A 12,615-nucleotide genomic window follows, 5' to 3' on the forward strand; every position below is an offset into this window, starting at 1 on the left:
CAACTTCCAAATCGATTATCTAAATCTCTTGACGGGAGGATACTGTGGAAAATTCCAATAATTCCGAAAATTCTATTGTTCCAAGTCTGGAACATTCCAATACACCATTGATCAATCGTGATATATTTGATAGGCTTCCATCCCCTTTGAATGAACTATGTGAATTAATTTCAGAGCCTCACGAAAAAGACATGTTTCTCGTATCTACCTTGCCGGTAATTGCAGCACAATTACCAAATTTATATGGTCTTCATGCAGATGGAGAGTATAGCCCTGATTTGTTTGCCGTTATTATTGCAGCACCTGCTACCGGAAAAGGTATACTCAGTAAATCAAAATCATTGGCGAATGCATTACAAAACCACTTGTCCAATGGGTTCTATTCAGAACCGGGTGTTTACACTCTCCCGGAGCAGGATGAAGTAAAAACGGCGAGAAACAAATCCCTTTTTCTACCAGCTAATACATCCAGTAGTGCCTTCTATGATATCCTCTTAAAGAATAGTGGACGTGGGCTGATATTTGAGACTGAGATTGACACGATGACGAGTGCAAATTCACAGGAATGGGGTAATTTCTCCGATATTACCCGAAAAGCCTTTCATCATGAGTCCTTATCTAAAAACCGAAATGAAGGATCACTATTCATACATAGGCCGGAGATTTCAATGGCTCTTTCAGGTACATTTGACCAAATGAAAAAGTTATTTCCATCTCCTGAAAATGGCAATTACTCACGCTTCATCACTTACACACATGCATTTAAGCCAAACTGGAAAAGCCATCGACCTACTGATGAAACCAATAAGCTTTCTTCGTTAATACAAAAATCCAGTAACAATTTGCTTAAAATGTATAATCTACTTAACAATAGGACAACGCCCCTGAAAATTGAACTAACGGAGGATCAATGGGACACTATTGATGATACATTTTCTCGCCAAATGGCGTATATAGAAAATAGTGGCCTCAACAGATATCTTCACTCAAACAATAATCGTATGGCAGTTATTGCACTTAGAATTGCAATGATCTTTACTGCCCTACGAAATTTTGATAACAACCCTGATATACTTTCCAATTCAGATAGTTTAACTCCAACCGATGAAGATCTTGCTGTAGCATTGTCTTTATGCGATACTTTTAACAAACATGCACGAGTTCTATTTCAATATGCTTTTAAAAAGAAACTCGATGACAAAGGGGAAAGGTTTAGAAATTTTGTTGCTGTTTTACCAGATGAATTTACTACAGGACGAGCAGTCGAAATTGGCGAATCAATGGGTATTCCGGAAAGCACTGTTAGGAAATGGGTTCCCGAATGCTTTGAAAAAATTGCTCATGGTCAATACAGAAATAACTTAAAGTAGATCCCTTGAATGGTTGGAATTATTGGAATAGTTGGAATTTCAATGTGTGTTTATTCCCGCCTGCATGGTAACATAGGTTTTTATCTAAGATTAAGCATTCACCATTTTGAGCATATTCTAATAATAGAGCACTTTCGACCTTCTTTGATAAGATAAAAGGCATCAAAACGAGCATAATTTTAGGTTGTTAAGCCACAAGTCAGCCCTCATTCCTACCATCAAATCCACAACACCAGTACTATGAAACTACTGTAAGCTCACCTTCTTAAAATTTTTTCTAAAAAAATTCTTCGGCCGCTTCTCTATTCCTCTTCTATAAAGCTTTCATATAAAGCCCCCCTGACTTTCTTTTCTGAAAATCGTAACCCACCCCTTTGTAAGAATCTGTTGTAGTCATCAATTATTTGAAACGCTTGTACGTGCGAGTACCAGCTACACGATCACCCGGGCTATCCTTTGCGGTTTTAAACCTATCCCGCACCTGACTTTTTGAAGCCAGGCAATCAAAATCTAAATAAATCAAAAAGGAGACATAACCATGTCATCAATAACCAACTTAACAATAGAAAGAATTGAAAGTCGCACGAACTCAGTTGATGGTTCTGAATTTGCCGTTGCAATAGTAACCGGTATCGCATATGCCGTTTCAGAATCTGGGAATTCAAGATTTGATAAACGTGAGGTATCCATACCTCTGAGTAACATCAAACCGGAAGAGGCTAATACACCGAAAGTAAAAACCATTCTCAACGAAATGGTAGCCGACATGGAAATATACAGGAAAGAGGTAGATCCCTATGAGTATGAAGTTCCAGGTACCGGAGAAGTCGTCATGCTCAGCCACTCATGGGACATACGGTCCCGGGACAAGGTTAAGGGCAAGGAGAACAAGTCCTCCATTGAAGACCATGTATTTGCAGGGTCCTCAAAGAGTACCAACAATGAACTTGAACCGGCGCTGTAATTCGCCCTCACATCAATCAATAGGGAGGCCATTAGGTTTCCCTTTTTTATTTACCGGAGATACACATATGAATACATCACATCAGTTTGACTCAACCAATCTTGTTGGGGAAATACAACTCATCTATAAATCCAAAGAAACCGAAGGCCCTCAGGTGCAACTCACCAACCCTGAGGAAGTAGCCGATCTGCTTTGGCACATCTGGGATGAAAACACGATTGAGCTCCGGGAAGAGTTCGTGGTCGTGCTTCTCAATAATGCCAAGCATTGCCTGGGCTGGAGTAAGATCAGCATGGGCGGGAAGACCGCCACCATTGTCGAGGTCAGCCAGATTGTAGCCTTGGCCGTGTGCAGTAATGCGAACTCGGTTATTCTTGGACACAATCATCCAAGCAATCTTACACGCCCATCAAATGCAGACGCACAGCTTACCCAGCGCGTTCGGGATGCCCTGCGACTGGTAGGAATTACCCTCGATGATCACATCATTATAACTAAAGAGCAGTTCTATTCTTTTGCTGCTCACGGGCAACTGTGATGATATGGCTGATGATCGTAATCCTGTCAGCCTTCCCAAAGACAGCCTGCTGGTATATCCCCCCTCGGGGTTGATGCGCCTGCGCTGTCCCATTTGGGCCGTATGTGTCCGCAATATTCCTCCTTATCACGCCGGCGCTTATGTCCGGATCATGGGCATCGGGTACACCCGAACGGACCCTTTGATGTACCTGATTGGAGGAAAATTTTACTCGCATTCTTATTTCCAAATCTTAACCAAACTCAACAACATCTTATGAATCTGAATAACTATTTCTTTGACGTGGAAGAACGTGAAATATCTCTTGTTCCCGGCGCTGAAGAACCCATCAATCCAATCTCAAATTATAAAGCTATTGTTACCACCATAGGCGGAGCCGAGAAAGTTGTTTCGGTAGCCAAAAACAGCTACCAGCTCATTCCCAACAAAGACCTGATTAATCCCTTCATGGATAATCTGGAAAAGCTGAATGTAGATTGGGTCATTGATCCCAGTCACAGCTTTTGCCAAGCCAACCGTATGCGGTTGCAGGTCACCTTTCCGGAAGTACTCGTACATGACGGACAGTCTGAGATACCCTTATCAGTATACCTCCATAATTCCTATGATCAGTCCGAGGGAGTTCGGCTCTATTGGGGCGCTATCAGATCAATCTGCAGTAACGGGATGATTTTTGGGTCTGTTCTTGGATCGCTTTACGCCCGGCATACTTCAGGCTTTTCTTTTGATAAGTTAGAAGATCAGTTCAACAGCATCACCGATAAAATCACCGATGTACAGACTCGTATCGACCAGCTTAAATCAAGGGAGTTAGAAGAAGCTTTTATGAAAGAGCTTCAGAAAGCCCTTGGTAAGAAACGGCTGAAAGCCATCGTTTCTACCGATCGCATCCCGGATAAATCGCAATGGGAGCTGCTGAATGACATTACGTACTTTATCTCCCACGAGGTACCTAAACCGTCCCGGGCCAGGTTACAACTGAAGACTTCCAAAGTCTTTGCCCTATGAACTCAACATTAACTATGAACACATAACAAAGCCCGCAAGTGATTGTGGGCTTTTTTGTTATACAACAAAATCTGCTACAACTATGAATACAACACAAACTGTTACACCAACAACCAAAGAATCCCTGTTTGAAATCGGGGAGCACTTCTATGCCCTGGAATCCCTGCTTATTGAATCAGGCGGTGAAATCACCGATGAGGTCGATCAATGGCTAAATGAGTATGAAGGAAAAGAAGTGCAAAAAATCGAAGCGTACTGTTATCTAATTCAAAAATTTGAAGAGATCGCAGATGAAGCCCAACGATTGGCCGAACGGTCAACCGGCTACCGGAAGAAGGTTAGCAGTCTCAAAGAAAGACTGAAACTCTACCTGGAATACCGGGGCAAAGAAAAAGTAGAAACCTCACGCTTCACTGTGACGGTCTGCGGTAATGGGGGATTACTCCCGGTCAAGTTACAAGAAGATGTTTCTACTGATTCCCTACCGGAACAATTCATTCGGGTTTTCAAAGAACCTGATATGAGTCGGATTCGGGAAGCTCTTCTTGAAGGGGATGAACAAGCACACCTCTTTGCGAAAGTAGAACCAAGAGGAACTCACCTAAGAATTAAATAACAAAAGGAGAACATTATGTTTAAGAAATCTGAAAGACAAAATAGTTACTTGAAGCTTTGCTTGACTGGCCCATCTGGTTCAGGCAAAACGTACTCTGCTCTGCGACTTGCTAAGGGGCTTACAAACAATGGAAAAATTGCTGTAATCGATACAGAGAATGGTAGTGCATCATTATACTCTAATAAGTTCAGTTTTGATGTATGTGACATCGAACCTCCCTACACTATAGATAAGTTGGTTGAAGCAGCAAAATATGTCATGAATAATGATTATGACATACTATTGATTGACAGCGGATCTCACTGGTGGACTGGGATTCTTGAATTTAAGGAAAAACTTGATTCAAGAAACCCAGGGGGAAATCATTTTACCAACTGGTCGGAAGCGAATAAACACTACTCTTTGCTACTAAGAATCATTTTACAATCAAAAATACATGTTGTCGTCTGCCTAAGATCTAAGACTGATTACATTTTAGAAAAAGACAATCGTGGTAAAAGTGTTCCTCGGAAAGTGGGATTAGCTCCAATCACAAGAGAAGGAATGGATTATGAATTTTCCTGTGTCCTGGATATTTCACTTGATCATAATGCTAAGGCATCTAAGGATCGAACAGAATTATTTGGGGATAAGATCTTTCAAATAACTGAGGATACTGGAATACAGCTTCGAGATTGGCTTAATGAATCCTCCGGAGCTTCTGAGGCTCACCACGAAGAGCCTCCCATTCCAGAGGAGATCTTCTTTGAGCATCAGGAATAACATAATTGGCAGGGTTTACATAGCCCTGCCAATTTTATCATCTGTTAAATCGACTACTCTCATCATCATCGGATTTACTGCTGACAAATATAGAGATCGTATGAACACAATTAACTACGGAGTGATGAACTTCCTTTACTTTGAAATAACCACTGTCATACTCAGTTTTTATAAATGGGATGGAAAAAACGTCACCTTTTTTAGGAATGTGCTCCAGATAATCTAATCCAACCTGCCAGTGATGATCATCCCGGGTCTCAGCACTTACATAATATTCAGTTCGCTCAATTTTGTATCGGTGCGCCTGAAATATGGAATGTTTGAAGTCTTGACATAAGTCATGCATTAACTCCATTAGTTGGGTCCTTGATATCCCAAATCGATTTATCAATTCACTTTGTTTCGGCATGTCATTGTATTCGTCTTCTCTATACTCAACAAATACCTCCAGTAACTGACTGTATTTGGGATTTTTCCCAAAATAGTACTGAAGCGTTTTAAGTTCTGAGCTTAAGACGAGGAATAATTCATTGTACCGTAAATCCATAACAAATCACCAGTAATTAATTTGAGTTATTTAGATCATACAAAAAGAGAATCCAAATGCTTTACTAATGCAGTTAAAAAAATAGTTGCAAATATCACCCTAAGTAACTTTATTTCATGAACCTATCAAATAAAATAAAGTTAGTGGGTACAAATAGAATTAGGCAAAATGATACTCGTCTTAGGAATAGAGAAGTTATAATTTTTGAGCCACATGGGTCCTTGGCTGAGGACAAGAATCTTTTTTTAGCCGAAAAACTGATCCGGTCTAAGGATAGAATAAATATGATGCTCAAAAATTCAATCTTACAGATTGATAAAGAAACGGACCTAATATTGCCATCTATAGTAGTAAATATGAGGCCTGTTAATTTTGATGGAGCGAATTTACAAGAAAACCTAACCGATGTACACGAACTGAATCAAGTCCGGTGTGTGTATTCCATTACGGAAATGAGTGAAGATGGGGATGGTGATTTTCTTAAGAATAATGGGATTTCTCATTTAGTACTTATCGATAAAGAAAGCGAGCCTCATGGCTGGAAGTCGTCTAAAGGATTGCCTTCTGCTAAATTAGTATTAAAAAATTTAGATAAGTCCATTTTGGAAAATGTAATACATGATATCTTACTTGATATATCCATGTTTTACTCTTGGCAATATCTGTATGAAGAACTTAGTAAAATCACTGATAGAATAAATTTTTCCGAACTCAAAATTAAGTATGCCTCTGAAAAGTTATCAAAAAATTATTATGGGGTAACTGATCCGGAAGCCCAGTATTTAAGTTTTGCATCATACGCAAGGGAAGAAAAAGGGCTCAATTATAAGTTATACAATGATATATGGGAGGACTTTCTCAAAGCTGAAATTTTAAAAAATTCAAGCTGGAATAATTTCAATAAAAGAATGCAAGATCCAGTTGATTACATAAAGAAATACCATAAAAATAGCGGGCAACTCAGCAGGAAGACTATATCAGATTTATTAAATAATAAAAAACCAGGGAAATACCTTTTAATAACATCAAACGAAAGGCCAAAGTTAATTGAGAATCGGGAAAAAATCGCTAAGATTTTTGGCAAGGAGAAATGGCGCCAGAATATGATTAAAGTTGTCGAATATTCTAAGCTAAGTTTTTTTCTGAGATATTTTCCTTACATAACTTACTTTAGATTTAGGAAATGAAATGGAAACTTCAGAAAAAAAATACATCTCTTTTTTAGACTTACTTGGAACTACAAGTACAGCACATTTCAACGAGTCAGGTTATTATAAAAAGTTAGAAAACTTTTGGGGAGCATTAGCCAAACATAGCTCAATATTAGAGGCAGAGGATCAAGTTCATTTTTTCAGTGACTGTGCATTTATTGAAGCAAAAAAAATACAGACTTTAGTTAAATACCTAAAAAATGTAAGGACTTCGTTATTTTTAACTGGTCAGTATTTTAAGGCTTCTATTGTAGAGGGGGAATTAGAAGCAAAATCTCTTAACCTATCGAGATACAAGAACAAAGAACTGAAAGAATCAATAAATAAAAAAATAAAAGGTCATACCTTCGGTTCAAATGTAGTAAGTGCATACCTTAATCATGATAAATTAAAAGGTATAGGAATTGTAGTTGACCACAAGGTGGCTCAAAAAATTGAAGAAGAATGTGTCTATTCATGTTATACACCAAATATAAATACACGATCATATAGTGTTTATTACGATTTGAAGTATAATGAACATGATATAGAAAGAGAGTCAATTGATTTATTTTTCAGAAAGTTTGTCCAGGCTAACCATCTATCAAAAAGTTTAGGTAGATATTACATACCTATTCTGGTTGGTATGTTTAACAGTTTGAATTATTCAAATTTTTATCAGAAGAATGATGAAGAATTTGATTATGAGAAATTACCATACTTAGTTGAAGTCCTTTTAAAAGGGCGCATAAATTCTTTATTCGAAACTGTGGTTGGAATAGAAACGGTTTTCTTTTCATACTTGAACAACGTTTATAATCAATACAACAGTAATAACATAGAATCAGTATTGTTCTCTAAAAGCAATGACTACATATTGTCAAAGAAAAGAGTTACAAAATACCTTAAAAATATCCCAGATGAATTGTTGAAAAGTTCTAATAAAAACATGGTATTAGAAAAAATATCTGACAATTTAGTTGGTGAACTAAATTTTAAACCAAAAAAAATTACTTAGATCAAGCAAAAAAACTCTTTATCCACCTCCTGCATCAGTCGCCGGTCTAACTGAACCAGGATATACACCAGGTGAAAAAATCGGTGCTAACCAGTTTAAAATTCATAATTAAGCTCTTTGGTAATCATTACACTCTCGGTATGCTTGATAGGTATACCGATAACCTGGGTGGAGTTAATCTTATCTTCCCCGTTTGAAATCTTTAGGGCTGCATGAGTCGAATAAGCGGTCGTTTTAATGCTGCTTATCCAGCTCTTCCGGAAGCAAATCAAGCCGGCAGGACCGTTGCACACACTAAAACCCAAATTCAAAACTACAGGCTAATCCCATTTCTGTGTGTCAGAACCATTAAGTAATCAAAGTAGCGTAGAAAGTCGCCGTTAAGGATTGGGTTCTTTTTGTTTTTCAACTTTATAAAACTTGGACTCGTAACCCATTCGTAAATCAAGCTATTTAATTATTCATAATGATTTTAACCAATCCAGCAAGCTTTCAGGATGATTCATTCTCAATATATACCTTTTGTACCATCTATCTATTCTACCATCGATTACATATTTGATAAATCTATCTCTTGAAGTTTTCATTAAGTAAATACTCTCAGGATATGTATTAGTTGGAAGTAATAGCCAAAGATCAGATTCGGTTTTACTGCCAACTTTATGAAAATCGAAATATACTAATGAATTAGAAGTGCCCCACTCTTCGAATAGTCTACAGTTAAGTGTACAGTATTTAGGATACAGGATTAATATATGAGGTTGTTGACTTATTTTAATAGCATGTTTCTTCAAGGCCTTATTGAATTGAATTATATCTGTAGGCCTACTTAGGCCGTCTATAATCCAAATTAGTTTGGAATAAAAAGTATCACGTGCTCTACGTTCTTTTGGTTTTATATATGAATGTTGAAATTCTAAAACCCATCCATAATCTGTTTTAACATCGGCAATATGCTTTTCCCCATTGCCTGAAGTATGTACTACTTCTTGCCATTCAACTGGAAAATGTGATTTCCAATTACGGTGCCAAGCTGTCTCATTTTCCCACCAATTGTCACAACTATTACTCTTAAGGTGAGCCCAATGATGAGCTTTTTTTTCTCCACACTTTGCAATCATTTTAGAGCCGCAGGATGGGCAGATGCCCCTTGCTCCTTCAGTAGCCTCAGTTTTGTTATTGACTAATGCATACTTCATAGTTTTTTGACGAATAATAATTGTAAAGGGTGTCAATAAGTGTCAGGTATTTCTGATACTTTTCAATCTAATTTATGTCCATGACCTGTTAATACAGGGTTTCCTATAATTTAAATATGGCACATCTGCCAGATAATTGAGCATTATTAGTATTCAATTGAACCTTACAAACATCGTTTCCTGAATAATTTTTAGCAACATTATAACGCTCAGTTATGATGCTACAACTGAGGGCACTCGGCAGATTCGTAACCTGTGGCTGGGTACTAAAGAAATCGACAAGATCAATCAGCTAAATGCATTTTTCAGGATGATGAAGAAAAAGTCGCCCAGGTTAAAGCCATGGGTGAAATTAAAAACCGTTTCGGACAGAAGTATATTACGAAAGCGAATACGCTATACCGGGTGGAGAGGAATGTTTAAATAATTTTAAATTACCTCAGAAATATTATATTCAAAAAGCCTAACATATCCATTAAATATTAACTTTATAGGCATAAACTACAATAAAAACATTTTCGGGTAATATGATTGAGCAAGCAAAGTTAAATTTATACGAAATCTCAAAATGCGGGTATTTTCGATACGGAATAAATATCCCTGAATTTGGATCAATTGATGAAATATTAGAAAGCCTACTAAATTGGACAAGTGGACGAGAATTACAAGAAACGAGTACCTATGGTGAAGAACAATATTTAAACCATAATAGTACATACTGTTTAGATATAATAACTGATAGAAATACTGGAGATTATATTCTAACAACATGGAATGAAACTCCAACTGAAAGGGGGCGGTTTGCCTCTGTTAATCGTAGATCTGCTGTTGGGGAATATGATATAGAAACTCAAGAGATAAATGAAGATGATATACCAGGATATGCAACATATTTTTGGTTCTTACCTGAACTCAATCACTTTACTACTGTGAGATTTAATATGTCAGTTAATGGGCATCAGCAGCTACAGTTATATCTTAGAAATTTTATGGAGAAATATTCGAGATTTGTTGTAGATGATGGTGGGGTGGAAGGTGAGAGAGAGATTTTTGGTTATAGATCGAACGAAAACGATGATGTGCAAAATCTTCATCCTGCTTATGAATCGAGGCCACATACAGATCAGGGAAGTTTACCATTTTTACTATCAAGGAGACAAGATATCCGTAAAGTTATGAAAAAAAGTGTCATGTTATATAACAATGAGGTTGATAGTGCAGCCACATTTTTTCAAAATTTGAGAATAGATGTAGAAAATGTTCCTGAACAAGATGAATTTACAGTTAAATACGAGGTAGATTTTAATCCCAGTGAAGATGCTCTTAGAGACCTTTATGAATCATGGGAACAAGAAATTCAAAATTCAGATAACGACTGGGATGATATCGGAGTTCAGTTTTCTGGAAACCAAAATGATTACTGGTTTAGTAGGATTTTGAAAAAAGCAGAATACGATATTGACGTTGAATGGGAAAATGAAGCTGTAGTTAACGCAAGGACATTAATGGAAGCTTTATTAGAAATTAGAGAAGACATAATTGAATTGATCTGAGGAAGCATGCAATATGGGCGTAAAATACTATTAGGAGTCATTGTATTTTCTATACTTACAGTAGCATTGTGTTTATGTTTCCATTTTGGTAAAGCAATACCAATAGGTACACAAAAAGAAATCGTAGAACTACTACTTACTGTTGCAAGTATTGTTTTTGGTATAATGGGAGTATGGCTTGCAGTTGTTTTTCCTAACAGTTTGAGTATTGCTTTTGATAGGGAAGCAGAGATCAAAGATAAAAAAGAAGCGCTTAAAGACTTAAGGTTTTTAACCTTACCTATGATCATTTCTGCCATAATAATTTGCTATGTATTATTATTTCATCTCCTGCACCCTATAGTCGTAAATTTTAGTTTCTTGTTAACATATATCCCATTAATAAGAGGGCTTTCCTTTTCAATAATTAGTGTTATAGTTATCATGCAAATCTGGACTTTGATTTACATATTTGCACCAGGTGAAAAGCTTCGCATAAAAGCACTCATCCAAATGAAGAAGGAAGAAAGAGGAAGGGGATTAAACTCAGAGACACAAAGCCTAAAAAAAATGTCTAAAGATTAGATTGCTGGCTCCTCTACTCTACGCAATCTCATTAGCTAACACAACGGGGTACAATCAGGTAGGTTAACGGCTTTTAAATTCATTATACAAGGCCTCCAGTTGCCCAATTTTAATAGGATCATCTATTGGTGCTCGACCTTCAGAAGGAATTGACCTATTAGCAATATCATGGCTTATGTCGACATCTAATTCTGGAAGCCTTTCGAAATTTTGAAGTACATACTCTTCAAATTCATCTCTGTGATCATTATCTCGAAAATAGAAAAAATTAAATCTGCCTCCGCGAGAAATCGGATTATATCTTCCTCTTGTGACTAAGTGTTGGAGCCGTCCACCTATGGAGTCAAATGTATAGTACCAATAGCAATATGAATCTTCATTATTAGGCCCTACGCATGTAAACTCGGGAAGACTGGTCAATACTCTCATCTCATCCAAGAAATTCAAATGATGCTCAAAGAGTGTAGTTGTATGGTATTTTAAGGTAATTGGTGCTATATATGATTTTTTATTAGGAAAGTAATGACTGTAGGTCTCTTGAAATTCATTCCACTCTCCTATTTCGAAACGATATTCTGGAAACTGTTTATGATACCCATATTGCTTATTCCCGATATCAAATTCCCAATCCTCATGATCTAACAAGAGGGCTTTAAACTTTTCAATCGGAGATTCAACTAAACCAAGCCGTTCTCTCCACATTCTTTCTATCTCGTGGACGTCAGCTGAAGCATCAATAGGAGTATTTGTATCCCCCACTCTGCTATATATATAATTTGCTTTGACTACTGCTTCTCGATCTCTATAATCTTCGGTGATATAAAACGGCTTACGGTCTGAATTCCTGATAACTATTATATCTAACTCTTTTGAATTGAGCTCAATAGTTTTTAAACCAATACTTGGGCGTTGATGTCCTGCAAATGATTTTGTTCTAAGAAAATCGATCAAATCAGATTGTTTTTTACGGTTCGGTGTGTTTTCATCTAACCCAATGATCTCACAACCTTCAGCCGGGTCAGATACTCCGATGATTAAGTACCGATTCCCTTTGTGGTAAGAATTAGATAGGCAAATAATATCATGAAGAAGCTTGGCATTATTTTCATGAGGTTCTTTTTTAAAATCCGAGAACACTCCTTCATTCAAGCTTTGTATTATGTTGAATGAAGCGGCGCACGAAAAACGCGAAAGCGTTTCACGATAAATGCGAAAACCTAGATGTTCAAAGCTGCACCAGTGGTTAAATACCGGCTTCATAACTGAACCAAGTAGGTTACATAACA

The 12,615-nt window shown here is 37.2% G+C and carries 14 protein-coding genes; 11 read left to right on the forward strand and 3 right to left on the reverse strand.

The window, feature by feature from the left end; genetic code table 11:
• Positions 1-44: 44 nt before the first annotated feature.
• The 7 genes from ABFW99_RS02980 (at position 45) to ABFW99_RS03010 (ending at position 5,258) form a co-directional block, all read left to right on the forward strand.
• Positions 45-1,370 carry a DUF3987 domain-containing protein gene (locus ABFW99_RS02980; protein WP_349353946.1) on the forward strand — a complete coding sequence of 442 codons (1,326 nt, stop codon included), beginning with the start codon at positions 45-47 and terminating at the stop codon, positions 1,368-1,370.
• A 538-nt stretch (positions 1,371-1,908) separates the two neighbouring features.
• On the forward strand, positions 1,909-2,334 hold the full coding sequence (locus ABFW99_RS02985) for a hypothetical protein (protein WP_349353945.1): 426 nt from the start codon (positions 1,909-1,911) through the stop codon (positions 2,332-2,334).
• A 67-nt stretch (positions 2,335-2,401) separates the two neighbouring features.
• Positions 2,402-2,872 (forward strand): JAB domain-containing protein, encoded by a 471-nt coding sequence (locus ABFW99_RS02990; protein WP_349353944.1) that lies wholly within the window; start codon positions 2,402-2,404, stop codon positions 2,870-2,872.
• A 4-nt stretch (positions 2,873-2,876) separates the two neighbouring features.
• On the forward strand, positions 2,877-3,131 hold the full coding sequence (locus tag ABFW99_RS02995; protein WP_349353943.1) for a hypothetical protein: 255 nt from the start codon (positions 2,877-2,879) through the stop codon (positions 3,129-3,131).
• A complete protein-coding gene (locus ABFW99_RS03000) occupies positions 3,128-3,880 on the forward strand; it encodes a DUF932 domain-containing protein (protein WP_349353942.1) in 753 nt (250 codons plus the stop codon). Before ABFW99_RS02995 ends, ABFW99_RS03000 begins: the two co-directional genes overlap by 4 nt.
• A gap of 82 nt (positions 3,881-3,962) precedes the next feature.
• Positions 3,963-4,496: a siphovirus Gp157 family protein gene (locus ABFW99_RS03005; RefSeq protein ID WP_349353941.1), complete on the forward strand. Its 534-nt coding sequence runs from the start codon at positions 3,963-3,965 to the stop codon at positions 4,494-4,496.
• Between the two features lie 15 nt (positions 4,497-4,511).
• Positions 4,512-5,258, forward strand: a complete 747-nt coding sequence (locus tag ABFW99_RS03010; RefSeq protein ID WP_349353940.1) for an AAA family ATPase — start codon at positions 4,512-4,514, stop codon at positions 5,256-5,258.
• 37 nt (positions 5,259-5,295) lie between these two features.
• Here the strand turns inward: ABFW99_RS03010 and ABFW99_RS03015 are convergent, their stop codons facing one another.
• A complete protein-coding gene (locus tag ABFW99_RS03015; protein ID WP_349353939.1) occupies positions 5,296-5,805 on the reverse strand; it encodes a hypothetical protein in 510 nt (169 codons plus the stop codon).
• A 116-nt stretch (positions 5,806-5,921) separates the two neighbouring features.
• On the opposite strand from ABFW99_RS03015, the gene ABFW99_RS03020 reads away from it, so the two are divergent.
• The gene (locus tag ABFW99_RS03020; protein ID WP_349353938.1) at positions 5,922-6,992 is read left to right on the forward strand and encodes a hypothetical protein; all 1,071 of its coding nucleotides are present in this window, start codon (positions 5,922-5,924) and stop codon (positions 6,990-6,992) included.
• A gap of 1 nt (position 6,993) precedes the next feature.
• Entirely contained in the window at positions 6,994-8,013 is a 1,020-nt protein-coding gene (locus tag ABFW99_RS03025; protein WP_349353937.1) for a hypothetical protein, read from the forward strand.
• A 461-nt stretch (positions 8,014-8,474) separates the two neighbouring features.
• Here the strand turns inward: ABFW99_RS03025 and ABFW99_RS03030 are convergent, their stop codons facing one another.
• Entirely contained in the window at positions 8,475-9,212 is a 738-nt protein-coding gene (locus tag ABFW99_RS03030) for a competence protein CoiA (protein ID WP_349353936.1), read from the reverse strand.
• A 527-nt stretch (positions 9,213-9,739) separates the two neighbouring features.
• Here ABFW99_RS03030 and ABFW99_RS03035 point away from each other — a divergent pair.
• Together ABFW99_RS03035 and ABFW99_RS03040 are read left to right on the forward strand one after the other, a co-directional pair.
• Positions 9,740-10,765, forward strand: coding sequence for a hypothetical protein (locus ABFW99_RS03035; protein ID WP_349353935.1), 1,026 nt, complete (start codon positions 9,740-9,742; stop codon positions 10,763-10,765).
• Between the two features lie 6 nt (positions 10,766-10,771).
• Positions 10,772-11,329 carry a hypothetical protein gene (locus ABFW99_RS03040; protein WP_349353934.1) on the forward strand — a complete coding sequence of 186 codons (558 nt, stop codon included), beginning with the start codon at positions 10,772-10,774 and terminating at the stop codon, positions 11,327-11,329.
• Positions 11,330-11,392: 63 nt separating this feature from the next.
• Here the strand turns inward: ABFW99_RS03040 and ABFW99_RS03045 are convergent.
• On the reverse strand, positions 11,393-12,615 hold a 1,223-nt coding region (locus ABFW99_RS03045), incomplete at its 5' end, for an AlbA family DNA-binding domain-containing protein (RefSeq protein WP_440707418.1).

It is taken from the genome of Gracilimonas sp. BCB1, from assembly GCF_040117685.2.
GTDB lineage: Bacteria > Bacteroidota > Rhodothermia > Balneolales > Balneolaceae > Gracilimonas.